The organism is Elusimicrobiota bacterium (assembly GCA_026388075.1).
Taxonomy (GTDB): domain Bacteria; phylum Elusimicrobiota; class Endomicrobiia; order Endomicrobiales; family JAPLKN01; genus JAPLKN01.
This window is the reverse complement of the sequence record JAPLKN010000130.1, coordinates 1-23672: the sequence shown is the minus strand read 5'-3', so window position 1 is coordinate 23672 and position 23672 is coordinate 1. Positions and strand designations below refer to the sequence as shown.

The 23672-nt window shown below is 40.5% G+C and carries 24 protein-coding genes; 1 reads left to right on the top strand and 23 read right to left on the bottom strand.

Features of this window, described 5'->3' with window-relative positions:
* Positions 1–156 precede the first annotated feature (156 nt).
* The 3 genes from NT145_07195 to NT145_07185 form a co-directional block, all read right to left on the bottom strand.
* Positions 157–999: a sulfide/dihydroorotate dehydrogenase-like FAD/NAD-binding protein gene (locus NT145_07195; GenBank protein MCX5782472.1), complete on the bottom strand. Its 843-nt coding sequence runs from the start codon at positions 997–999 to the stop codon at positions 157–159.
* Positions 1000–1118: 119 nt separating this feature from the next.
* Positions 1119–2477, bottom strand: a complete 1359-nt coding sequence (locus NT145_07190) for a TrpB-like pyridoxal phosphate-dependent enzyme (protein ID MCX5782471.1) — start codon at positions 2475–2477, stop codon at positions 1119–1121.
* Between the two features lie 125 nt (positions 2478–2602).
* On the bottom strand, positions 2603–3211 hold the full coding sequence (locus NT145_07185; GenBank protein ID MCX5782470.1) for an HNH endonuclease: 609 nt from the start codon (positions 3209–3211) through the stop codon (positions 2603–2605).
* A gap of 277 nt (positions 3212–3488) precedes the next feature.
* Between NT145_07185 and NT145_07180 the strand changes: the two genes are divergently transcribed.
* Complete coding sequence (locus NT145_07180) at positions 3489–4157, top strand: transposase (protein MCX5782469.1); 669 nt, start codon at positions 3489–3491, stop codon at positions 4155–4157.
* Between the two features lie 595 nt (positions 4158–4752).
* On the opposite strand, the gene rpe is transcribed toward NT145_07180, so the two are convergent.
* The 20 genes from rpe to NT145_07080 all read right to left on the bottom strand — a co-directional run bounded on the left by rpe (position 4753) and on the right by NT145_07080 (position 23541).
* A complete protein-coding gene (rpe, locus tag NT145_07175; GenBank protein MCX5782468.1) occupies positions 4753–5445 on the bottom strand; it encodes a ribulose-phosphate 3-epimerase in 693 nt (230 codons plus the stop codon).
* A 29-nt stretch (positions 5446–5474) separates the two neighbouring features.
* Positions 5475–6206 carry a PASTA domain-containing protein gene (locus NT145_07170; protein MCX5782467.1) on the bottom strand — a complete coding sequence of 244 codons (732 nt, stop codon included), beginning with the start codon at positions 6204–6206 and terminating at the stop codon, positions 5475–5477.
* Position 6207: 1 nt separating this feature from the next.
* Positions 6208–7209: a ketol-acid reductoisomerase gene (gene ilvC / locus NT145_07165; GenBank protein MCX5782466.1), complete on the bottom strand. Its 1002-nt coding sequence runs from the start codon at positions 7207–7209 to the stop codon at positions 6208–6210.
* 26 nt (positions 7210–7235) lie between these two features.
* A complete protein-coding gene (ilvN, locus tag NT145_07160; GenBank protein MCX5782465.1) occupies positions 7236–7724 on the bottom strand; it encodes an acetolactate synthase small subunit in 489 nt (162 codons plus the stop codon).
* Between the two features lie 94 nt (positions 7725–7818).
* A complete protein-coding gene (ilvB, locus tag NT145_07155) occupies positions 7819–9546 on the bottom strand; it encodes a biosynthetic-type acetolactate synthase large subunit (protein ID MCX5782464.1) in 1728 nt (575 codons plus the stop codon).
* Between the two features lie 146 nt (positions 9547–9692).
* Positions 9693–11342 carry a dihydroxy-acid dehydratase gene (gene ilvD, locus NT145_07150; GenBank protein ID MCX5782463.1) on the bottom strand — a complete coding sequence of 550 codons (1650 nt, stop codon included), beginning with the start codon at positions 11340–11342 and terminating at the stop codon, positions 9693–9695.
* 73 nt (positions 11343–11415) lie between these two features.
* On the bottom strand, positions 11416–13014 hold the full coding sequence (gene cimA, locus NT145_07145) for a citramalate synthase (GenBank protein MCX5782462.1): 1599 nt from the start codon (positions 13012–13014) through the stop codon (positions 11416–11418).
* Between the two features lie 78 nt (positions 13015–13092).
* On the bottom strand, positions 13093–14331 hold the full coding sequence (locus tag NT145_07140) for an aspartate kinase (GenBank protein MCX5782461.1): 1239 nt from the start codon (positions 14329–14331) through the stop codon (positions 13093–13095).
* Positions 14322–15257: a homoserine kinase gene (thrB, locus tag NT145_07135; GenBank protein ID MCX5782460.1), complete on the bottom strand. Its 936-nt coding sequence runs from the start codon at positions 15255–15257 to the stop codon at positions 14322–14324. The genes NT145_07140 and thrB overlap by 10 nt, the downstream gene beginning before the upstream one ends.
* A 122-nt stretch (positions 15258–15379) precedes the next feature.
* Positions 15380–16642 (bottom strand): phosphomethylpyrimidine synthase ThiC, encoded by a 1263-nt coding sequence (thiC, locus tag NT145_07130; protein MCX5782459.1) that lies wholly within the window; start codon positions 16640–16642, stop codon positions 15380–15382.
* A gap of 2 nt (positions 16643–16644) precedes the next feature.
* Positions 16645–17301 (bottom strand): thiamine phosphate synthase, encoded by a 657-nt coding sequence (gene thiE, locus NT145_07125; GenBank protein MCX5782458.1) that lies wholly within the window; start codon positions 17299–17301, stop codon positions 16645–16647.
* On the bottom strand, positions 17288–17731 hold the full coding sequence (locus NT145_07120) for a thiamine-phosphate pyrophosphorylase (GenBank protein MCX5782457.1): 444 nt from the start codon (positions 17729–17731) through the stop codon (positions 17288–17290). The genes thiE and NT145_07120 overlap by 14 nt, the downstream gene beginning before the upstream one ends.
* Positions 17732–17964: 233 nt before the next feature.
* Entirely contained in the window at positions 17965–18450 is a 486-nt protein-coding gene (locus tag NT145_07115; protein MCX5782456.1) for an adenylyltransferase/cytidyltransferase family protein, read from the bottom strand.
* Positions 18437–19015, bottom strand: coding sequence for a D-sedoheptulose 7-phosphate isomerase (locus NT145_07110; GenBank protein MCX5782455.1), 579 nt, complete (start codon positions 19013–19015; stop codon positions 18437–18439). Before NT145_07110 ends, NT145_07115 begins: the two co-directional genes overlap by 14 nt.
* Positions 19016–19038: 23 nt before the next feature.
* Complete coding sequence (gene accC, locus NT145_07105; protein ID MCX5782454.1) at positions 19039–20388, bottom strand: acetyl-CoA carboxylase biotin carboxylase subunit; 1350 nt, start codon at positions 20386–20388, stop codon at positions 19039–19041.
* A 152-nt stretch (positions 20389–20540) separates the two neighbouring features.
* Positions 20541–20993, bottom strand: a complete 453-nt coding sequence (locus NT145_07100) for a hypothetical protein (protein MCX5782453.1) — start codon at positions 20991–20993, stop codon at positions 20541–20543.
* 301 nt (positions 20994–21294) lie between these two features.
* A complete protein-coding gene (gene efp, locus NT145_07095; GenBank protein ID MCX5782452.1) occupies positions 21295–21855 on the bottom strand; it encodes an elongation factor P in 561 nt (186 codons plus the stop codon).
* A gap of 99 nt (positions 21856–21954) precedes the next feature.
* The gene (locus NT145_07090) at positions 21955–22977 is read right to left on the bottom strand and encodes an aminopeptidase P family protein (GenBank protein ID MCX5782451.1); all 1023 of its coding nucleotides are present in this window, start codon (positions 22975–22977) and stop codon (positions 21955–21957) included.
* Position 22978: 1 nt separating this feature from the next.
* On the bottom strand, positions 22979–23413 hold the full coding sequence (gene aroQ, locus NT145_07085; protein ID MCX5782450.1) for a type II 3-dehydroquinate dehydratase: 435 nt from the start codon (positions 23411–23413) through the stop codon (positions 22979–22981).
* 26 nt (positions 23414–23439) lie between these two features.
* The gene (locus NT145_07080; GenBank protein ID MCX5782449.1) at positions 23440–23541 is read right to left on the bottom strand and encodes a hypothetical protein; all 102 of its coding nucleotides are present in this window, start codon (positions 23539–23541) and stop codon (positions 23440–23442) included.
* Positions 23542–23672 lie beyond the last annotated feature (131 nt).

Sequence of the window (23672 nt, the reverse complement as noted above, 5' to 3'; positions counted from 1 at the left end):
GGGGCATTTTTAGCAACACTTTTTAACCTTTATGCCCATTCTGAATTTATTTCAGAATCCAGTATTCCGACGATGACGAGATCCCGATCCGCCCAGGGCGGACGGGATAACAACACACGGAATTATGACACAGTATCCTTGTGTGTAGGCAGGTTTCTAACGGGGTTTACACTGGCATTCGTTTTGATATTTTTCCAATGCTATTTTTTCTTTGTCTTTAAAAAGGCTTAAGCGGCTGCCAAGTTCTTCCCAGTTTACCTTGTGAGCGTCAAATTCGGGCCCGTCAACACAGGCAAACTTTGTATGCCCGTCAATTGATACCCTGCAAGCCCCGCACATGCCGGTAGCATCAACCATTATAGGATTTAATGAAACAACGGTTTTGATATTTGCCGTTTTTGTCATATCTGAAATTGCCTTCATCATCGGGACCGGCCCGATAGCATATATAAGATCAATTTGAACCTTTTTTTCAATCAAATTAACAAGCACAGTTGAAACAAATCCTTTTTCACCGCTTGAACCGTCATCGGTTATTGTTAAAAATTTGTTTGAAGCTTCAGTAAGTTCTTTTTGTAGTATAAGCAGGTCTTTTGTGCGGGCGCCTAAAATCGTAATTACGTTGTTGCCGGCATTTTTGTAAGCCCTCGCAATTGGAAATATTTCGGCTGCGCCGACTCCGCCTGCTATACAAACCACGGTTCCGAGTTTTTGAATGTCAGTGGGATGGCCAAGCGGGCCTAAAACATCCTGAATAAAATCGCCCTCCTTTAAAGAAGCAAGCGCGTATGTTGTTTTTCCTACGCTTTGAAAAATTATATCAATTGTGCCTTCCTGGTTATTTTGCCCGGCAATAGTTAAAGGAATCCGTTCTCCTTTTTCATTTATGCGGATAACAACAAATTGCCCCGGCTGCGCTCTTTTGGCTATTTCCGGAGCAACAACCTTTATCAATGTTACATTTTCAGACAGAGTTTTTTTGTAAGTTATTTTATACATTTTACCCCGTTAGAATCAGTTAAACAATTGCTAATTTTCAGAACTGCGAAAAGCCATATTAATTGTCTTGTTATATTTCTAGTTTTTTCTTAACGTTACGCTGATTCTAACGGGGTAAATTAAAATTTAGGCAGGTGATTAAGGGCTTCCCGCACTTTATCAAAAGGATATTCAAAATCAACAAGTTTGCCTGCAAGGTAATTGTCATAAGCTGTCATATCAAAATGTCCGTGGCCGGACAAGTTAAAAAGTATTACCTTTTTTTCTCCGGCTTCTTTTGCTTTTTCGGCCTCATCTATCGCAGCTTTAATGGCATGCGCCGATTCCGGGGCAGGCAGTATCCCTTCGGTACGGGCGAACTTTATTGCGGCTTCAAAAACAGGATTTTGATGGTATGCAACAGCTTCAATTATTTTTTCGTTATAAAGCATGGAGACAATCGCTGCCATTCCGTGATAGCGAAGGCCGCCGGCATGGATTGGTTCCGGAACAAATGTATGGCCTAAAGTGTACATTTTGATTAGTGGAGTAAGCCCTGCCGTATCGCCGAAATCGTAAGCATAGGGCCCTTTGGTAAGGCTTGGGCACGCGTGAGGTTCAACCGCAACAGCCCTTAAGTTTTTCTTTTTTCCCTGCAATTTGTCCATAAGGAAAGGAAAAGCGATTCCGCCAAAATTTGAGCCGCCGCCGACGCAGGCTATAACTACGTCAGGATAATCTCCTGCCATTTCCATCTGCTTTTTTGCTTCAAGGCCTACGACAGATTGATGCAACAACACATGGTTTAAAACGCTTCCCAAAGAATATTTTGTATCGTTGTTGGAAACTGCGTCTTCAACTGCTTCCGATATAGCTATTCCGAGAGAGCCGCTTGAATCAGGGTTTTTTGCCAGTATTTCTCTTCCGGACTTAGTTTTGTCAGACGGGCTTGCAAAAACTTCTGCGCCGTATACCTGCATAAGAGATTTTCTGTAAGGTTTTTGATGGAAAGAAACTTTAACCATATATACTGTACATTTTAATCCGAAATAATTACAGGCCAACGATAAAGCTGAACCCCATTGGCCAGCCCCTGTCTCGGTTGCAAGGCGCTTAGTGCCTTCTTTTTTATTGTAGTAAGCCTGGGCAATCGCAGTATTAGTTTTATGGCTGCCTACAGGGCTTACCCCTTCGTATTTGTAATAAATTTTTGCAGGAGTATCCAAAGCTTTTTCAAGTCTTTTTGCCCTGTAAAGAGGCGCAGGCCTCCAAAGTTTATAAATGTCCCTTATTTCTTCCGGGATTTCTATCCATCGTTCCTGGCTGACTTCCTGCTTAATTAGTTCCATAGGAAAAATCGGCGCCAAGTCTTCAGGGCCGATTGGTTTTTTTGTTCCCGGATGAATAACCGGAGGCAGGGGTTTAGGCAAGTCGGCTTGTATGTTGTACCATTTTGCAGGGATATCTTTTTCGCTAAGCAAGATTTTGATTTGATCCATAGTTTACCTCTCTTTGGATAAACTGCGTTAAAAAGTTAGGAAAGTTAAAATGTGTAAAAGTTAATTACTTTTTCAAGCCTTCAACCTTCATAACTTTCTAAACTTTTATACTTTTATACGTCTTGTTAATTGTTGTCTCTTTCCAGCTCCTGGTTCCAGTACACATTATCTATAAAACGCTGCCAGGATGCGCGCATTTTGACAGGTGATTGAAATATAAGAGAAAGGTTTCCTCTCCATTTGGGCTTGGAAGGATTAACTAATAGCGCCATTCCTGCTTCAGGAGGGAGTTTGTTGGCTTTTTTAACATTGCAACTTATGCAAGAAGTAACCACATTTTCCCAGCAGGTTTTTCCGCCGCGGCTTCTGGGCACAACGTGCTCAAGATTCAGTTCCTGCGAAGTAAATTTTTTTCCGCAGTAACAGCAGCGGTATTTATAGTGTTCGTATAAATTTCTGCGTGTAAAGCGGACTTCCATCAAAGGAAGCTTATCGTATAGTTTCAAGGCGATAACTTCAGGAATCGCTATTTTAAAGCTAGGGGTATGAATAAACCCGGCCGGGTGGGAATCAATAGCGTTTGAAAGTTGCTGCCAATCTTCAAAAGAATAGGTATTATACTCCTGGTCAACAACGGAGGCATGCCCTATATATAAAAGGGTCAACGCTCTTTGCCAAGAAGTTATCTGGACAGCATAAAAATTGCGGTTTAATACTAAAACATCACTGCTCATAGGATTTTAGATTATATACGATTAGTGATTTTTTGTCAATCGGGGCATAAAGGTTAAAAAGTGTTGCTAAAAATGCCCCTAAACAGCTAAAAGATAGACGGAACACAATGTAAATGATAGCATGAAAGTTAAAAGGATTTAACTTTCATGAAAAAAACGCTGTCCGCGATGCGCAAGCAGTCATGTCAAGTTGTATGGCAAAACAATCTACAAAAAACAACGATTTAGCTGTTTGCAATGTGGCCGAACTTTTGTCTGGAAGTTACCACAAAACAAAGTGCGCAAAGAACAACATTGGTTTAAGCTTTGGGTTATTGAAGGATACAGCATAAGACAGTTAAGCCACATATCAGGGCATAGCCCATTTAAGCTTAAACGGATCAAGAACTATTGGCTATCAAAAGAACCGCCTGCTCTTTCACAAAGAATATACACAGGTATCAATTATCTGGTTTTTGATGGTACCTATTTTCATAAAGATGGCTGTTTGGCAATGTTTATGAATACAGTATCTAGGAAACCCGTATATGTTGCCTACATAGAGCGTGAAAACTATGAAAATGTTATACCGCTTGTTACTCAGCTGCGAGACAAAGGTGTTATTCCTATTGCTGTGACTACCGACGGGCATCCGCGTGTAATACGAGCTCTTCAAGAAGTATGGCCAAACACAGTTTTGCAGCGTTGCCTGTTCCATATACAGAATCAGGGGCTGATGTGGCTTAGAACATATCCAAAGACCGAAGCAGGCAAAGAATTGCGTAGTTTGTATGTGACTATTGCAAACATTCGCACACAGAATGAAATGTTTATTTTTCATTCATGCTACAACAATTGGCATGAAAAACATAAAACTTTTATTTGCTCTTTGCCAAGACATCTTGTTGCGTTCAAAGATCTTAAACGAGTTAGAAGGCTTCTTTTCGCAAATAAAGCATCAATATAGAAATCATCGCGGTCTTTCTGAAAGGCATAAAATTAGTTACTTAAAATGGTTTTGCTACTTCAAAACTGTCAAAAATAGCAACACTTTTTAACCTTTATGCCCATCCTGAACTTGGTTCAGGATCTCATTATCGTCGGGATGCTAGATTCTGAAATAAATTCAGAATGACATCAGGGATATATTTTAGCAATTATGACACAGTCTCGGGAGTCGGCGGGGTCTTAAATGAACCCACCCCCGTAGTTTTGTCCTAAAACTCCTTTATTTTTACGGACAAAACTAAACACGGGGGTTCATCTTCGCATTTCCGCCCCAGGCGAGACTTCGCCAATTGGCGAGCATCTCTTAAAAGAAGTTAGGAGTTTTCCCTGCCCGCCGGCAGGCGCGGTGCGAATCCGAATAAACCTTTTATCCCAAAATAAAAAAACCAACTTTAAATAAAAAAGTCGGATTTTTTCACGAATAGATTATTTACCCCGTTAGAGAAAGCCCCAGACTCCTGTCTGGGATATAAGTCTGAAATTTCATATGGCGGTGGAATGCCGCCATCTTTATTCCGAAGCGCCCGTTGCCCGCCCGCCGGCGAGGCAGGTCTCTAACGGGGTTTACTTACAGAATTTTGTATTTCTTTAAATGCCACAGAAGAATTTTTGGATGAAAATATTGAATTCCCTGCAACTAAAATATTTGCGCCTGAATTTTTTGCAATTTTTGCAGTTTCTTTGTTTACTCCCCCGTCAATTTCTATACTGCACCTAAGTTTATTTTTATCAATTAATTCTTTTAATTTTTTCACCTTCGGCATCATTCGGCTCATAAATTTCTGGCCGCCGAATCCCGGCTCTACAGTCATTACCAAAATGAGATCTAGTAAGGGCAGTAAATTCTTAATTTTTGCCATATTGGTTTTTGGCTTAATTGAAATACCGACTTTAAGCCCGCTTTTTTTCATTGCCCTGATCAAATTTAACTTATTGCATTTTACTTCCGAGTGAAATGTTATAAGATCCGCGCCCGCTTTAAGAAATTCTCGCCAATATTTTTCCGGCTTTTCTATCATAAGGTGGACATCAAAAAAAAGTTTTGTTTTTTTTCTTATATCCTTGATTACATCGGGCCCTATGGTAATATTTGGAACAAAATGGCCGTCCATAACATCTATATGAAGCCACTTTGCGCCGGCTTTTTCAATAATACTGATATCTTTCAAAAGATTTGAAAAATCGGCTGAAAGAATTGACGGCGCAATAATAGTATTATTTTTATTTATCATTAAATTTTGAATCATCTATTTAGTTTGCCAAGCTTATTGGCAAACTATTCAGGAACTCCCACAATTTTAACGTTTATCTGCCGAATATTTGTAACATCCGTATCAGGTTCAGGACTTTGTTCCAATATCGCGCCTGTCACTGAATTTGAAACATTTTCTTTGGTCACATTTACATCTATGTTGTTATTGTCAGCCCAGGTGCTGACATCATTAATGTTTTTCCCGATAAACTTAGGCATAAGCTTAACATTTGGAGGAGGGGGCCCTAAAGAAACCACAATATTTACCATAGTGTCTTTTGCCATCAAGGTCCCTTTCGGCGGATCTTGGGCTATTACATAATCTTTATCGTAAACAACCGAATAAGATGAAGATTCTTCGCCTAAAACCAAACCATAAGAACGTATGGTCAACGCTGCTGATCTAGATTTCTGTCCGATAAGAGAAGGGACAAATGAAAATTCACCGCCTTGGCTGATAACTACTCTTACAGTTTTACCTTCCTTTACGCGCATACCCGAAAGAGGATTTTGCCGCAACACAACTCCGGCAGGAAGACTTTTATTGTACTCTTCAGATTCTTTTCTTAAAGCAAGCCCCTGGCTTGAAAGTATGGTCAATGACTCGTATACTGATTTTCCCTGAATGTCCGGGACCACCAATTCCTTTCTTGAATGGATAAGCATGGCTATTCCCAAATTAAAAATAATGTAGCATACCCCAAGAATAATTACTCCGATTACTATGAACTGAGTATTTATATGTCTATTTCCCATTTTATCTCTTATTTAGCCAAGGCATCATTTCTCTTAGCCTTTTTCCCACTTTTTCAACCTGCGACTCGGAGATTTCTTTCTTAGCTTGATTGAAAAACGGCTTTCCCGCCTCATTTTCCTTGATCCAGGTCCTTGCGAATTTCCCTGAACGGATTTCTTTCAGAACTTTTTGCATTGTTTTCCTTGTCCGTTCATTTATTATTTTTTTGCCGACTACATATTCGCCGTATTCCGCTGTATCGGAAATAGAATAATTCATCCCTGCGATGCCGCCCTCATAAATTAGGTCAACTATTAATTTCATTTCATGCAGGCACTCAAAGTAAGCTATCTCCGGCTGATACCCTGCCTCAACCAAAGTTTCAAAACCTGCCCGCATAAGCTCAACTAAACCGCCGCACAATACCGCCTGCTCGCCGAAAAGGTCTGTTTCGGTCTCTTCGGAAAATGTAGTTTCAATAACCCCCGCTCTTGTTCCTCCAATTCCTTTTGAATAAGCTAAAGCAAGCTGTTTTGCATTTCCGGTTGCGTCTTGCTCTACCGCGATAAGGTTTGGAACGCCTTTTCCTTCTTCGTACTGCCTTCTTACCAAATGGCCCGGCCCTTTAGGCGCGATCATTACGACATTTATTTTTTTAGGAGGCTTGATCTGTTTAAATCTTATATTAAAACCGTGAGAAAAACTTAAGGTCGCACCTTTTTTTAAGTTAGGCTTTATTTCTGTTTCCCAGACCTTTTTTTGAGTTTGATCCGGAACAAGTATCTGTATCCAATCTGCATCTTTTGTCGCTTCAGCTGCAGTTACTGGCTGCCAGCCGTGCTCTAAGGCTTTTTTGAAGTTGTCAGTTCCCTGCATTTCAGCAACAACAACATTGAGGCCTGAATCTTTTAAATTTAGCGCCTGGGCGTGCCCCTGGCTTCCGTATCCGATAACTGCAATTTTTTTGCCTCTTAGCAACTCCAAATCCGCATCCTTGTCGTAATACATTTTTGCTTCTGCCATTTTACTCTCCTTTTTTTAGCGTATTGCTATACGCTGTCTTTAATGCCGCATGCCATCGCAATTATTCCCGTCCGGCACATTTCTTTTAATCCAAAAGGTTTTAACATATTTATTATGCTTTGAATTTTTTGCTCATCTCCCGATATTTCCACAATAATAGAATCGGTAGCAACATCGGATATTTTTGCCTGAAACATTTCCGCAATCCTCACAATTTCCGGACGGTTAGCCTTATTCACATTTACTTTTATCAAGGCGATACCGCTTTCAATGTGCTGTATCCCCTTAAAATCGTTAACCTTGATTACGTCAATCAACTTGTTAAGCTGTTTTTCAACCTGCTCCAGTGTCCTGTCATCACCGCTGACAACAATTGTCATACGGGAAATTAAAGGATCTTCCGTTTCTCCGACTGCCAGCGAATCTATATTAAATCCTCTCGCAGCAAATAGCGTAGCTATCCGCGCAAGAACACCGAATTTATTTTCAACTAATACTGAAATTGTATGCCTCATTTTTCCTCCCCGAACAACAGGTTTAGACAAAAATAGGTTAAGGTTAAGAAAGACTAAGTTTTTCTAACCCTTAATCTTAACCTCAGCCTGCTGTTTACGCATAACACGTAATAATTTCATCCAGAGCGTGACCCGTAGGAACCATCGGAAGCACGTTTTCTTCCTGTTCAACCATAAATTCCATGACAACAGGCTGGTTGATTTTTAAAGCCTTTTTCAACGTCGGCACAACATCTTTTTTATTGCTAACCCGTAAACCAACAGCTCCGTAAGCTTCCGCAACTTTAACAAAATCCGGAGTATAACATGGACTTTTCCCATGTTTCTTTGCGCCTTTTTGAGCCGAGCATAATGAGCCTACAGTCAAGCGTGAAGCAGAATAACGTTTACCATAAAACATTTCCTGCCATTGCCTGACCATTCCGAGATACCCGTTGTTTATAATGGCCACCTTAATGTTTATTTTATTTAAAACAGCTGTTGCAAGTTCCTGAATATTCATCTGAAAAGAACCGTCACCGGCGATAACTATTACATCCATGTTAGGATTAGCAACCTTGGCGCCTATCCCGGCAGGAAAACCAAAACCCATCGTGCCGAGCCCTCCGGAACTCAAGAAATGTCTCGGCCCCTTAGGTTCATAGTACTGGGCAGCCCACATCTGATGCTGTCCGACCTCAGTAACAACTATGGCTTTGCCTTGGGTAACTTCAGAAATTTTTTCAATAACAAATTGAGGCCTTAGATGATTATCATTTTTATAAGTCAAAGGATTATCTTTTTCCCATTTCTCAATTTTTTTTAGCCAGTCTTCGTGCGTGTTTTCTTTGATCAATTTATTCAGTTCAGTTAAGACAATTTTTGCGTCCCCCACAACAGGAATGTCCGCGGGAACGCTTTTGGATATAGATGTCGGATCAATATCTATGTGAATGACCTTCGCATTGGGAGCAAAGGCTGACAATTTTCCGGTGCATCTATCGTCAAAACGCGCCCCAATTGCGATTATAAGGTCGGATTTCTGTATGGCATGGTTTGCCTGATAAAGGCCGTGCATTCCAAGCATTCCAAGATATAACGGCGAATCAACCGGATAAGCGCCTAGCCCCAGCAAAGTCGCGGTAACAGGTATTTCCGCCCTTTTAGATAGTTCAAGAATTTCTGCGGAAGCCCCGGAACTTGTTACTCCGCCTCCGACGTATAATACCGGCTGTTTGCTTGAATTAATCAGTTCTGCGGCTTTTTTTATTTGGCCGGGATGCCCCTGATACTTAGGTTTATAAGAACGTATCTCAATTTTTTCCGGCCAAATAAATTCGGTCGTAGCCCGCTGGACATCCACGGGAACATCTATTAAAACGGGGCCGGTTCTGCCCGTTGAAGCTATATAGAAAGCTTCTCTTACGGTTTGCGCAAGCTCCTTGACGTCTCTAACCAGATAATTGTGTTTAGTAACCGGCCTGGTTATTCCCGTGATATCCGCTTCCTGAAACGCATCGTTGCCAATTGAAGTAGTTAAAACTTGAGCGGTGATTGCAACTATCGGAACAGAATCCATATGTGCTGTTGCAAGCCCAGTTACAAGATTTGTCGCGCCGGGGCCAGAAGTCGCTATGCAAACGCCGACTTTTCCAGTAGAACGTGAATATCCGTCTGCCATATGCGCGGCACCCTGCTCGTGGCGGGTTAAAATAAATTTTAGTTTTGAACCATAAATTTTATCAAATAGGGGGAGAGCAACGCCTCCGGGAATACCGAAAGCCACTTCAACTTTTTCCCTTAACAAACATTCAACAAGTATTTCCGCACCTGTTTTAATCACATATTCCTCCGCAAATTCTTATTCCTCTTATTCATTCCTTTACGTACAGTTAGATGTTTTTATCTTTCAAGGCGTATAGCGCATAGCGTTTAGCGGATAGTAAAAAATCTTTGTTTTTCTATACGCTATTTCCTATCCGCTATACGCTATTTAAGGATCGCTCCTTCTTCCGCCGAGCTGACCAACCTTGCATATCTTGAAAGATATCCTTTTTTAAACTTGTTTGCCGGAGCATTCCATTTTGCAAGCCTGACATTTATATCTGTCTCGGTTAATCTTACGTTCAATTTCCGTTTAGGTATATCAATCATTATAACATCTCCGTCTTTCAACGCCGCTATCGGCCCGCCTACGCCGGCTTCAGGGGAAATATGCCCGATACAAGGGCCTCTTGTCCCTCCGGAAAATCTCCCGTCAGTCAATAGCGCGACTGAATCCGACAACCCCATCCCTTCAAGAGCGCTGGTTGGGCCGAGCATCTCTCTCATTCCCGGCCCGCCTTTTGGCCCTTCATAACGTATAACGATAACATCGCCTTTCTTAATTTTTTTTGAAAGAATGGCGCTCATCGCTTCTTCTTCCGAATTAAAAACTCTTGCGTTTCCCGAAAAAACCTTCATCTTTTCTGATACAGCGGACTGTTTTACTACGCAGCCGCCCGGCGCAATGTTTCCTCTTAAAATAGCTATACCGCCTTCTTTATGATAAGGATTTTTCATGCGAATAACTTCCTTGTCTAATACTTCGCTTTCTTTTGCTATCTCTAAAATATTTTTCCCGTTTACAGTGTTAGAAGTCACAAGCTTATTTTTTAGGGCCGAAAGGACAGCTGGTATACCTCCGGCATTTTCAAGATCTTCCATATAGTGGTCACCTGCCGGCTCCAGACAAGTAATATGAGGCACTGTTTTTGATATCTGGTCAAAAAGTTCAAGAGGCAATTTTATTCCTGCCTCGTGTGCGATAGCCGGGAGATGAAGAACCGTATTGCTGGATCCGCCCAGAGCCATATCCACAACAATAGCGTTCTTGAACGCATTTGGGGTCATAATTGAACGGGGAGTAACATTGCTTTTTATAAGTTCAACTATTCTTAATCCCGATTCATAAGCAATGCGCCTTTTCTTGCTGGATACCGCAAGAGCTGTTCCGCATCCCATTAAAGACATCCCAAGCGTTTCAGTAAGACAAGCCATAGTGTTTGCTGTATAAAGTCCCTGGCAGGAACCAGCTCCGGGGCAGGATGCCATTTCAAGTTTTTCAAGCTCGTTTTCGTCTATTTTTCCGCTTTGAAAAAGGCCTACGGCTTCAAAAGTATCCCTTACTAAAGATCTCCTTTTACCGTTATAAAATCCTGTCATCATGGGGCCTGCAGTAACAACAATTGAAGGAATATTTGTCCGCGCCGCGGCCATAAGCATGCCGGGCGTGATTTTATCGCAGTTTGTCAAAAGAATCAGCCCGTCAAGTTTATGCGCTGATGCAATAGATTCAACTATATCAGCTACCAACTCTCGGGAAGGAAGAGAATAATGCATTCCGGAGTGGCCCATAGCTATTCCGTCGCATATTGCAGGAACACCGAAAATAAAAGGCACTCCGCCTCCGGCTGCAATACCTCGTTCAGCAAACCTTTCTAAATCGCGCATTCCGATATGTCCCGGAACAAGATCAGTAAAAGATGAGGCTATCCCTATAAAAGGTTTTCCCATATCTTTTTTACTTATGCCGGTTGCATATATTAGACAGCGGTTCGGCGCCCTTACTGCCCCTTTTTTGATGTCATTACTTCGCATATTTCCTCCACATTAATTGCAGGTTGAGAATGAGACAGGTTGAGGTTGAGTTAAAAACTTTTTTTGTCCCTACTTAACCTTGACCTGTCTTACTCTTAACCTGCTGCTTAAGGTCTTTTGTCAATTTATATTCAATAGCATCCACCAAAGCCTGCCAGGATGCTTCAATGATATTTTCCGAAACTCCTACCGTACCCCAGGAAGAAGAGTGGTCTTTTGACTCAATTAAGACCCTTACCTTTGCGGCCGTGCCTGCTCCCGCATTTATTACTCTAACTTTAAAATCCGTAAGAGAAATTTCTTTGATCTGCGGATAAAATTTTTGAAGGGCTTTACGTAAAGCGTTATCCAATGCGTTTACAGGGCCGTCACCTTCGGCAACGGTATGTTCTTCTTTGCCTCCAACTTTCAATTTAATCGAAGCTTCAGTAATTATTTTCCCTTTTGAATCTTTCTCAATGCTTAATTTAAAACTTTCTAGTTCAAAAAAAGGCTCGTATTTTCCCAAAGCTTTATTCGTCAATAAAGAGAATGAACCGTCAGCATCTTCAAATTGGTAACCTTCGTGTTCCAATTTCTTGACTGTATTGATAATTTTTGACATCGCTTCGGGATGCTTTTCAACATCAACATATAAAACATCGGCTTTTGACGACACATTGCTTTTCCCTGAAAGTTCGCTGATCAATATGCGCCTTTCATTGCCCACCTGTTCAGGACTTATATGCTCGTATGTTCTTGATTCCCTCGTTACGGCAGACACATGAATTCCCGCCTTGTGCGCAAAAGCGTTCAATCCCACATAAGGCTGGTTATCCGAGGGAATAATATTTGCTATTTCGTAAACATAACGGGAAAGTTCGGTCAGTTTTTTAAGATTTGCTTCGCTAACGCAACTGTATCCGAACCTTAGCTGTAACGCTGGAATAATCGAACAAAGATTAGCGTTACCGCATCTTTCGCCAAGGCCGTTGATTGTACCCTGCACCAAACTACATCCTTCCTGAACCGCGACAATAGAATTTCCGGCCGCGCAGTCAGAATCATTGTGCGTATGGATACCTAAAGGAATCTCAGGAATTTCTTTCCTAACATATTCAACTATCTTTTGGACTTCAAACGGCGTCATTCCTCCGTTGGTTTCGCACAAAGTCAGATTAATCGCGCCCGCTTTTTGAGCAGCCTTTAAAGTAGAAATCGCATACTCCTTATTATTTTTAAATCCGTCAAAAAAATGTTCCGCGTCATAAATGACTTCAAGCCCTTTTGACCTCAAAAAAGAAATACTTTCTGAAATCATTTTCAAATTTTCTTCAAAAGACGTCCTGATAGCGTGCACCACATGCAAATCCCACGATTTACCAAAAATACACGCAACTTTTACTCCCGTATCTAAAATAGAAAGAAGATTTTTGTCATTATGCGCTTTAGTATCTTTATGGCGCGTTGAACCGAACGCAGTAAGGACGGAATTTTTGAATTTTATATTTCTTGCTTCTTTAAAGAAAAGTTCGGATTTTGGATTTGATCCGGGCCAGCCTCCCTCAATATAGGTTATCCCGAAATTATCCAGCGCTTTGGCGATTTTTATCTCGTCCTGAACGGAAAAAGAAACACCTGCCCCTTGGGCCCCGTCACGCAAGGTTGTGTCGTATAACAATATCTTTTTCATAAAGCTTAATCCTTGGCTTTTTTAAAAGCCAAATTTTATTTATAACCAGTTTTTCTTGCGAGCTACTGGTCGTTATATTTATTTCCTCTTGTCTAATTCAAACGCTTTATGCAACGCATTTACTGCCTTATTTAACTCGTCAACATTTATTGCGCAGGAAATTTTTATTTCGCTGGTAGAAATCATCTGGATATTAATTTTTTCTTTTGCCAGCGTATCAAACATTTTTGCCGCAACACCCGGATGACTTTTCATTCCGACACCGACAATGGATATTTTTGCAATTTTATCGTCATATATAACCTGTTTAGCATTTAACTCTTTTTGAACGCCTTCTAAGATTCCCGAGGTTTTTCCTAAATCAGCATGGCTAACTGTAAACGAAATATCATTAAGCCCGTCTTGAGATGCAGACTGAATAATCATATCAACATTTATGCTGCCTTTTGCAAGCTCGCTGAATATTTTCGCGGCTATTCCGGGCCGGTCAGGAACGTCTACAATAGAAAATTTTACCTGATTTTTATCAAACGCTATTGCCGATACAACTACGTCTTCCATATTTTTCCTCCATTTCCTAACCTTTTCTTCGGCTGAAATTATCGTGCCTTCGTTTTCCGAAAATGTTGAACGGACATGTATGTCAACCCCGAATTTTTTCCCGACTTCAATTGAGCGCCCCTGCATAACCTGAGCGCCCGAACCCGCCATTTCAAGCATTTCGTCATATGAAATACGGCCAATTTTCTGAGCTTCTTTTATCATCCTTGGATCAGTTGTGTAAACGCCTTCAACATCGGTATATATTTCACAGGAATCTGCTTTAAGCGCTGCGGCAAGAGCTACGGCCGTAAGGTCCGATCCGCCGCGTCCGAAAGTTGTGATATCTTTGTTTGGATTTAATCCCTGAAACCCTGCCACAATAACAATTCGGTCGCGAGAAAGCTCCTTTTTAATTTTTGTGGGAACGATTCCTGTAATGCGGGCCCTAGTATGCGAAAGATCGGCAAAAATGCCGGCCTGCGGGCCGGTTAAAGAAATTGAGTTTTCGCCAAGACTTTTTATTGCCATTGAAAGAAGCGCTATGGAGACCTGTTCGCCGGTTGAAAGAAGCATATCCATTTCGCGCTCATCGGGCGTATCGGTTATTTTTTTACTCATCGCTATCAAATCATCAGTCATGTCTCCGGGCGCAGAAACAACAGCCACAACCTTATTTCCTTTTTGCTTTTTTTCTATTACCCGTTTTGCCACGCGTTTTACTTTTTCTGCGTCGGCAACCGAAGAACCGCCGAATTTCATTATAACTAGCGCCATATTTTCGCCCCTTCCTTATCGAAATCCAAAATAAAATATTTGCTCTTTACCTTATATTTTTTCCATACTTTTTCAATACTTCTGCCGATTTTAGCGCCTGATTTATTATCGCACAATGCGATTATAGAAGGCCCCGATCCTGAAAGGGCTGCCCCGTAGGCGCCGGCATTTATCGCCGTTTCAAATATTTTTTTCATTCCCGGAATAAAACGTGCCCGGTAAGGCTGATGAATTTTGTCTTCCATCGCGGTAGACAGCATTTCAAAGCTTCCGTTCTGTAACGCAGAAACTAAAAGAGAAAGCCTTTCACAATTAAAAACCGCCTGTGAAAGAGAAACTTTTTTCGGCAAAACCTTCCTGGATTTCTCGGTGGGAAGCTGGAAATCGGGACTGGAAACGACAGCTTTCAGTTTCGGTGTTTTGAGTTTTAAATATTTAATATTCCCGCCGTTTAAAACCGAGATGCAAAATCCGCCCAAAAGAGCTGAAACAATATTGTCCGAATGGCCTTCAAAACCTACCCCTAAAGAAATTATCTCGTCTTTATTGAGCTTTCTTCCGATAATTTCATTCGCTGCCAAAATACCGCTCAAGTGCGCTGCCGCGCTGGAACCCATTCCCGAACCTATGGGAATATTATTTTTCATTTTTATTTTGAATTGTCCGAACTTATAATGCGAATTCCTTTTTTTCTTTGACCGTGTATTAAAAACTGCTTTCATTGCCTTCCAGACAATATTTTTTTCATCTTTTGGAAGAAATTCTTTCCCTTCTCCGGAAATTTCTATTAAATTTGGTTTCCCTTTTTTCCCTTTATAAGGATATTCAACTTCTAATTCGTTATATAGTTTTAGAGCAACGCCCAAAACATCAAATCCTGGCCCGAGATTCGCCGAAGTTGCCGGAACTCTTACTCTAACTCTCATCAGTCAATCCTTTTACTAAATTTACTAATAGCTATTTAGCTCTCTGCGACTTCTAAAGCGTATAGTAAAAGAATTTCTTGGTTTTTCTATACGCTAAACGCTATCCGCTATCCGCTAATAAATTAGTCCTTCATCGCGCAAAACTGGCCGCACATAGCGCATTCATCGTCGGAATTTGGAAGCATTTTTGCTCTTTCGTTTCTGAATTTTTCAGGATCAAGAGAAAGCCGTTCCTGATTTCGCCAGTGTCTGTCCTTGCGCCATTTTGAAAACTCTAAATCAAGTTCTTTTGCCCCGGGGACATTTTTAACGATATCCGCCGCGTGAGCGGCAATTTTACTTGCGATAACTCCCATATATACATCGTCAACATCCGGAAGTCTTAAATGTTCCGCGGGAGTAACATAACATAAGAAATCAACGCCATATGAGGCCGCTATAGCTCCGCCTATAGCAGAAGTTATGTGGTCAAATCCTGCCGCAATATCAGTAACAAGCGGCCCGAGAAAATATAAGGGCGCGTTGTAACCGTATTTTTTGCCAAGCTCTACATTTTGCTGTATTTTGTTTAAAGGAACGTGTCCGGGCCCTTCAATTATAGCCTGTACACCGTTTTTTCTTGCTTCAAGAACAAGTTCTCCAAGTATTTTAAGTTCAGCAATCTGAGCATCGTCCGTAGCATCACAAATACTTCCCGGCCTTAAACCGTCGCCGAGACTTAAAGTAACATTATATTTTTTTGCTATATCTATCAGCCGGTCATAATTTTCAAATAAAGGATTTTCTTTGCCGTTTGCCTTTATCCACTTTACAAGAAAAGAGCCGCCCCGCGATACCACACCGGTCACTCGTTTTTGGCGTTCTAAAATCTCAACTGACTTTTTAGTTATTCCGCAGTGGACCGTCATAAAGTCCACACCGTCTTCGGCCTGCTTTTCTATAATGTCAAAGAGGAGGCCGGGGTCCATCTTTGCTATTTTGTTTCCTTTGCTTACTGTTTCGCAGGCTGCCTGATATATCGGAACCGTACCAACGCAGACCGGGCACTCATCAAGTATTATTTTTCTTATTTTATCTATGTCACCGCCCGTTGAAAGATCCATTATTGCGTCTGCGCCGAACTTAACGGCAATCTTTAGTTTTTTTATCTCTTCTTTTATTGAAACCCGAACAGGAGAAGTCCCGATATTCGCGTTTACCTTGGTTCTTAAGCCTTTGCCTATGCCGATGATTTTTTTTAAAGAGCGGTTATTGTTTTTCGGAATTACTATAGTGCCGTCTTCAAGCCCTGAAACAATAAAATCAGTTTTAACTTTTTCATCCAAGGCTACTTCTGCGATATCTTCCGTTGATAAATCTATTTTTGATATATCAGATATTTTCATGGCTATTTTTCCCGTTTCAAAAAACCTGTTTTTGCCATTTCCCTTTCGGTTTCAGCAATTTTTGTTTTAAGCTCTTTAGCTGCGGAAATAATATCTTTTGATCCGCAGACTGAACGTATTACAGAAACGCCGTCAGCGCCGGCTTTAATAACTTCTGAGACATTATCCTTTGTTATCCCGCCTATTGCTATTACAGGAACTTTAACTCTTTTTTTAATTAAGCCAATGATATCAAGCCCTAAAGCTTTCCTTTCGGCTTTTATCGGTGTTTCAAAAATTGGATTAAGACCAATATAGCTCGCCCCTTCTCTTTCTGCTGCTATAGATTCTCCCAATGCTGAAACAGAGACTCCGACAATTTTTGCCGAACCAAGAATCTGTCTTGCCCATTTGACCGGTATGTCGTTTTGTCCAAGATGAACACCGTCTGCGTCAAGGGCAAGAGCAAGGTCAGGCCTGTTGTTTAATATGAAAAGAACTTTTTTTTCGCCGCAAATCTTTTTAAGCCGTTCCCCTATTTCAAGGATTTTTGTGTCGGAAAGCTCGTCATCGCGAAACTGAATCGCGTCCGCGCCGCCGCGGCAAGCCTGTCCGACCTGTTCTTCGTAACTTAAATCCTGTCTTTTGCAGGTAATACAATAAAGCTTAAGCTTTAGCATTTAAATTCAAAACCTTTTTTTCTAACAAATAAACAGAAAATCTTGCGCTTTTAAATCCCGGCCCGGCTGACGGATAAATTAAACGGCTGTATTCTTCAAGCACCCTCAAAGATTCTTCAACCCTTTTAAAATTTGCAATCAATATTGCTTCAAGGTTTTTTCTTTTGCCTTCTTTAATTTTTCTTCCGGGATCAGCTTTGGAATTTCTTTCACCGACCAGTTCCGGATATATTTTTCTGGTCAGTTTATCAATTTTATGGCGCAAACTGCGAATATTTTTATAAAGCTTTTGTTTGTCAAAGATAAACCTTGCCGTATCTTCTATTACCCGCAGACCTTCTTTTGCCCTATTTAAATTCGCATCAAAAAGCCTGTATGCTTTTTTATCTGATAATAAATCAAAATTTGTTGTGTAATTTTTCTTAACCATTCAGAATTTTTTGTCTCTAATTAGTTTTTATATCCCCTTTGGGCTGCCAATGAGCAAGATTTTTTTCGGAAGCAGTCGGCGAGGACTGTTTGAGTCCATCATGGCGAAGCCGAAGGACGAGTTCCGCAGCCGCCGAAAAAATATCGAGCGAATAGCCCTCGGGGTGCCCTTTCTTTTGTTACTTTTCTTTGGGCACGCAAAGAAAAGTTAAAATACTTTTATCAGAGCACAGCTTATTTTCCATATGCTTGAACTATTTTTTTGATAAGAGAGGTTGTTGAATATCCTTCTACGAACGGAAAACGGACCACTTTTTCCACAAGGTTTCTTCCCACAATTTCGTTAAGACGATAGTCTCCGCCCTTAACAAGAATATTCGGCTTAAGCTCTTTTATCAGTTCAAACGGAGTATCTTCGTTAAAAAATGTTATATAGTCTATGCTTTCAAGTTCGGATAAAACCCTTGCTCTTGAACGTTCATCAACCAGCGGGCGTTTCGGCCCTTTTAACCTTTTTGCGGATTCATCCGTATTTAACCCCAACACCAAAATATCGCCGCAAGATTTGGCTTTTTTAAAAAGCAAAATATGCCCCAAATGCAAAAGATCAAAACATCCGTTTGTAAATACTATTTTTTTGCTTTGTTTTTTTAAACGCTTGATGATGTTTTGGAGAGCTTTTCTGGTTTGTATTTTTCTATTAGAGCTATTTTTCAGCAAAAAGGGCATCCTCCACAAGCTTACATAATACGTGAATAACCAATATATGGCATTCCTGAATTCTTCCGGTTACTGTTGACGGGGCGCAAAAACATACGTCTGCCTTGTTTTTCAATTTTCCGCCTTTTATTCCGGTTAAACCCATTGTTCTGGTTTTCTTCTCTTTAGCAACATCTAACGCCTTCAATACGTTTGGCGAGTTTCCCGAAGTTGAAATTCCTATCACCAAATCTCCTTCCTCAGCCAAACCTTCAACCTGACGGCTGAAAACATCTTCAAAACTGTAATCGTTTCCTATAGCAGTTAAAGAGGAAGTATTTGTAGTCAACGCTAAGGCGGGAAGAGATCTGCGGTTTTTCTCAAACCTGCAAACAAGTTCCGCCGCAAAATGCTGGGCATCCGCTGCCGAACCGCCGTTACCAAAAACAATGACCTTTTTTCCGCAAGAATATGTGTCAATGATTATTTGCGCCATTTCTTCAATTACCGCCAAATAGCCGTTGTTAAGAAGTTTTTCGTTTGTGGAAACATTTTCATTTATTATTTTTTTTATTTCGTCTTTCATTTGAATCTCCGTGTATTTTATTTTCAGGTTCCTAAAATATATTTCGGCAAAAAGTTGGTTGCAAATTCCCCGCTTTGGAAATATTCGTTTGCAAGAATCTTCTGATGAATCGGGACCGTTGTCTTTATCCCCTCTATTATAGTTTCCCTTAAAGCTCTCCTCATACGGGCGATAGCCTCTTTCCTGTCTCTGCCTGAAGCTATAAGTTTTGCTATAAGGCTGTCGTAGAACGGCGGAATTGTATATCCGGAATAAACGTGAGTATCAACCCTTATTCCCGGCCCGCCGGACATCACCACATGGTTTATTTTTCCCGGGCAGGGCATAAAATCTTTGTCAGGATCTTCGGCGTTTATCCTGCATTCAATTGCATGTCCTCGTGTAGGAATATCTGAAGAATTAAATCCAATTTCTTCACCCGCAGCAAGACGGATCTGCTCTTTTACGAGATCCAGCCCCGTAACAACCTCGGTAACGCAGTGTTCAACCTGAATTCTTGTGTTCATTTCCATAAAATAAAAGTGGCCTTTTTTGTCTACGAGAAATTCTACGGTTCCTACGGTATAGTAATTTACAGCTTCAGCCGCGTGACGCGCCGCGCGTCCCATCTTTTGCCTTAAAGATTCATCTAGAAACGGCGACGGGCTTTCTTCCAGAAGCTTTTGGTGGCGCCTTTGTATTGAGCAGTCGCGTTCCGGAAGATATACTACTTTACCTTTTTTATCTCCCATAATCTGAAACTCTATATGGCGAGGTTCTTCAATATATTTTTCTATGTAAACTGAATCGTTAGCAAACGCCGCTTTAGCTTCAGCTTTCGCCATAATTATGGCATTTATTAATGCCTCTTCCGAAACTACTACCCTCATTCCTTTTCCGCCGCCTCCGGCGGTAGCTTTGACTATCAACGGATAACCAATTTTTTTTGCCAGTTTAAAAAGATTGGGATCATCAGCTAAAACCGGGCCGTTTGAACCGGGAATAATAGGAACCCCTGCTTTCCGCATCAGTTCAAGCGCTGCAATTTTATCCCCCATTTTTTCAATTGATTCCTTGCTCGGGCCAATAAACTTTATTCCGCAGGATTCGCACACGTCGGCAAAATACGTGTTTTCAGCCAAAAAACCATACCCGGGATGAATAGCGTCGGCACCGGATATTTCGGCTGCTGAAATTATGCTTGGAATATTAAGATAACTTTCAGATGCTGCTGCCGGCCCTATGCAAATTGATTCGTCAGCCATTCTAACGTGAAGGCATTCTTTATCCACTTCTGAATGGACCGCAACTGTTTTTATTTCAAGTTCTCTGCAGGCGCGAATTACCCTTAAAGCTATTTCGCCCCTGTTTGCAATTAAGATTTTTTTAAACATTTTTTGGCTCCTTCTCAACAGCAGATACAGAATAAGACAGGTTGAGGTTGAGAAAAAAGTAAAGCTGTTTTAAAGCCTTCCTTAACCTGAACCTGGTTCATTCTAAACCTGTTGTTCTCAATCTCAACCTGTAACATTCTTAACCTGCCTCATTATTTTGAGTTATTATTCCGGTTTGAACCATTTTTTTCAACGCTTGTATCAACTAAAAAAAGCTCCTGCCCGTATTCCACCGACTGCCCATTTTTTACTGAAACCTTTACTATTTTACCTTTAAGATTTGATGTTACATCTTTAATAATTTTCATTGTTTCGATTATCCCGATTTTTTGTCCAGGCACTATATTTTCACCATCCACAACAAATGGAGGATGGTCTTGGGACGGGGAATGAAAGAAAGTCCCGACCATAGGAGCTTTAATGGCTTTAAGCTTTGTTTCTTCCGGAACATTTTTTTTTGCCGGAGCTGAACTTTGAGGCGTTTCCGTCACCGCGACATCGCTCTTTTTAAAAAAAATCTTTTTTTCGCCCGATTCAAGGCGCAGTTCCTCAATATCAGTGTTTTTCAAGTTTTCCAAAAATTCTTTTAATTCTTGCGCATTCATAATTTACCTCTTTGCTAATTTGTTCAATTTAATGCTGTATTTGTCTTCTAGCCCCATTGAGCCGTTTATGAGTTTGAGCATTTTTCGGGAATTAATCTTTGCAGTGTTTGAGCCCGCCGCGCATCAGGCGAGGCGAGTTTGCAAAGATTCCGAAAAATGCGAAACGAATGGCTCACGGGGTGCATTTCTTTTGAATACTTTTCTTTGAGCAAGTAAAGAAAAGTATTCCGGGGTGTAGTCCCTCGACTGCGCTCGGGATGTTGAGCTTGTCGAAACAGGGCAGGATAGCCCCCCAAATATTTTACGCCACTCTTTCTATATATTCGCCTGTTCTGGTATCAACTCTTACCTTATCCCCTTCCTTTACAAAAAGAGGGACCTGAATTTCTACGCCCGTTTCCAGTGTTGCCGGTTTCATCATATTTGAAACCGAATCCCCTTTTATGCCCGGCACGGTAGCCACTACTTTCAGCTCAACTGATATCGGAAGCTCTATCCCGACAAATTCGCCGTCAAGATAAGTAGCTTCTACTTCCAAATTTTCTGTAAGATATTTTGCGCTTTCACCAAGTTTTTCTTTTGGGAAGCTTATCTGCTCATATGTTTTCATGTCCATAAAGCAATAATTTTCTCCGGCAATATAAAGAAATTGCTTTTTTTGCTTTTCTACATCTACCGTATCAAATTTCTCGCCTGATTTAAATGTCCTTTCTGTAATGCCGCCCCGGCGAAGATGCTTTAGCTTAACCCGCATTACCGCACCGCCTTTTCCGGGCTTGTGCTGTTGAAACCATAAAATTTGATAAGGCTCCCCGTCTACTAAAATATTTACTCCGTTTTTAAAATCTGATGTGAAAATCATATATAGTTGCCTGTGATCAGCCACCAGTTACCAGTTTTCAATTTTTTTGTAGTTACTGGTTGCTGGTCGCTGGTGGCCGGTCTCCGTCTTTTATTGTTTCTATTTTGTCAGTATTTCAAATCCTTTTTTAGTGACTAAAACCGTGTCTTCTATTCTTACTCCGAACTTTCCCGAAATATAGATTCCCGGCTCCACAGTTAGAACCATCCCCTGCCGAATCGGATAATTATTTTCTTTATTTACTTTTGGAGCTTCGTGAACTTCAATACCAAGGCCGTGCCCCGTAGAATGAACAAAATATTTACCATAGCCGTTTTGGGAAATTATATCCCTTGCGGCTTTGTCTATTTCGCCAACTTTTCTAGCTTTATTTATATAGTAAATAGCCCTGGATTGAGCTTCTTTTATAAGATGATAAACTTTTTTTACGGGAGTTGGTATTTTACCCAAAAAAAAGGTCCTTGTCAAATCAGAACAGTATCCTTTATATATAGAGCCAAGATCAATTGTAATTATATCATTTTTTCTAGCTTTTTTAGATGTTGGAATATGATGAGGTTTTGCAGTATTTACGCCAAAAGCTACAATAGGCGGAAATGCCGGCTTAGCCTTAGATTTTGAAAAATATTCTTCAATTTTGAATGCTATTTGCTCCTCGCTGACCCCGGGCCTAACCATTTTCTTGATTATTTTCAGCGTTTTTAGCGCAATTTTGCATGATTTTTTTATATATTCTATCTCTTCTCTATCTTTGATCTGCCTTAAACTTGATATGGGATCAAGCAATTTAATCTTAAAGTTCTTTTTTAATTCCAAGTAGAGCGAATGGCTTATAAATTTCGGATTTAGCCCTAAAATTCTTATTTTTTTCTTTTTTAAAAAATTTGTTATCAGGCTTAATAGATTTTCACCCGAAATTATTTCAATTCCTTTAAGCAGTGATTCTAATTGTGCTTTTAGCAGCAAAGAGCAAAAAGCGAAAATTTTTTGTCCTTTAACAAGGAGATAAAATCCGTCAAGATCTACACCCGTAAGATAAAAAATATCAGCCCTATTTGTTACCAAATAGGCGACGTTTCGAATATTTTTTGAAACATTTTTTATTCGTTTTTTAAAATTCATATTATTTAGGAGATTCTTTTATGGCTTGAAGTGCAAGGAGATAGCTGGAAAGCCCGAAACCAGAAATTTGCCCCTTGCATACAGGAGCGATTAGAGATTTTTGACGGAATTCTTCTCTGGCGTATATATTTGAAAGGTGTATTTCTATTGTCGGAATTCCCGCAGCAGCTACCGCATCGCGGATGGCAACAGAAGTATGGGTATAAGCAGCAGGATTTATTATTATCCAGTTATAATTTTTTCGCGCCTGGCCGATTTTTGTAACGATTTCACCTTCAGTATCAGACTGAAAAAACTCAACTTCAAGTTTTAATTCTTTTGCGCGTTCAGTCATTTTATCGTTTATATCTTTGAGCGTAAGCTTCCCGTATATGTCCGGTTCCCTACTGCCAAGAAGATTAAGATTAGGCCCGTTAACAACCAAAATTTTTGTCATACTGTCGCCTCCTGGTATAATGTTCATTATACCTGATATATTTTCTCGTTAAATCCGGGGCCCAATTCCTTATGAACCTTAAAACAGCAACCTATTATTTTCCCAGTTAGTTCATCAATTTGTTTCATCTGTGTAATCATTGTCTAATCTGTGTAATCAAGACATCCTGATCTTTATAGGATGTCTTTAATTAAATTTATTGGTATATCTGAAAAAACTTCCGCTTTCCCGATTTCTTTGGGTAAAACAAAACGGAGTT

Excerpts from the sequence above, each read along its gene's own strand:
- accC (MCX5782454.1), bottom strand. The coding sequence starts at position 20,388 with ATGTTTAAAAAAATCTTAATTGCAAACAGGGGCGAAATAGCTTTAAGG.
- thrB (MCX5782460.1), bottom strand. The coding sequence starts at position 15,257 with ATGAGAGTTAGAGTAAGAGTTCCGGCAACTTCGGCGAATCTCGGGCCA.
- NT145_07090 (MCX5782451.1), bottom strand. The coding sequence starts at position 22,977 with ATGAATTTTAAAAAACGAATAAAAAATGTTTCAAAAAATATTCGAAAC.
- NT145_07140 (MCX5782461.1), bottom strand. The coding sequence starts at position 14,331 with ATGGCGCTAGTTATAATGAAATTCGGCGGTTCTTCGGTTGCCGACGCA.
- cimA (MCX5782462.1), bottom strand. The coding sequence starts at position 13,014 with ATGAAAAAGATATTGTTATACGACACAACCTTGCGTGACGGGGCCCAA.
- NT145_07100 (MCX5782453.1), bottom strand. The coding sequence starts at position 20,993 with ATGAATGCGCAAGAATTAAAAGAATTTTTGGAAAACTTGAAAAACACT.
- ilvD (MCX5782463.1), bottom strand. The coding sequence starts at position 11,342 with ATGCGAAGTAATGACATCAAAAAAGGGGCAGTAAGGGCGCCGAACCGC.
- aroQ (MCX5782450.1), bottom strand. The coding sequence starts at position 23,413 with ATGACAAAAATTTTGGTTGTTAACGGGCCTAATCTTAATCTTCTTGGC.
- efp (MCX5782452.1), bottom strand. The coding sequence starts at position 21,855 with ATGATTTTCACATCAGATTTTAAAAACGGAGTAAATATTTTAGTAGAC.
- NT145_07190 (MCX5782471.1), bottom strand. The coding sequence starts at position 2,477 with ATGGATCAAATCAAAATCTTGCTTAGCGAAAAAGATATCCCTGCAAAA.
- ilvN (MCX5782465.1), bottom strand. The coding sequence starts at position 7,724 with ATGAGGCATACAATTTCAGTATTAGTTGAAAATAAATTCGGTGTTCTT.
- rpe (MCX5782468.1), bottom strand. The coding sequence starts at position 5,445 with ATGATTCAAAATTTAATGATAAATAAAAATAATACTATTATTGCGCCG.
- NT145_07170 (MCX5782467.1), bottom strand. The coding sequence starts at position 6,206 with ATGGGAAATAGACATATAAATACTCAGTTCATAGTAATCGGAGTAATT.
- thiE (MCX5782458.1), bottom strand. The coding sequence starts at position 17,301 with ATGCTAAAGCTTAAGCTTTATTGTATTACCTGCAAAAGACAGGATTTA.
- NT145_07120 (MCX5782457.1), bottom strand. The coding sequence starts at position 17,731 with ATGGTTAAGAAAAATTACACAACAAATTTTGATTTATTATCAGATAAA.
- NT145_07195 (MCX5782472.1), bottom strand. The coding sequence starts at position 999 with ATGTATAAAATAACTTACAAAAAAACTCTGTCTGAAAATGTAACATTG.
- ilvC (MCX5782466.1), bottom strand. The coding sequence starts at position 7,209 with ATGGCAGAAGCAAAAATGTATTACGACAAGGATGCGGATTTGGAGTTG.
- NT145_07080 (MCX5782449.1), bottom strand. The coding sequence starts at position 23,541 with ATGAAACAAATTGATGAACTAACTGGGAAAATAATAGGTTGCTGTTTT.
- NT145_07185 (MCX5782470.1), bottom strand. The coding sequence starts at position 3,211 with ATGAGCAGTGATGTTTTAGTATTAAACCGCAATTTTTATGCTGTCCAG.
- thiC (MCX5782459.1), bottom strand. The coding sequence starts at position 16,642 with ATGAAAATATCTGATATATCAAAAATAGATTTATCAACGGAAGATATC.
- NT145_07110 (MCX5782455.1), bottom strand. The coding sequence starts at position 19,015 with ATGAAAGACGAAATAAAAAAAATAATAAATGAAAATGTTTCCACAAAC.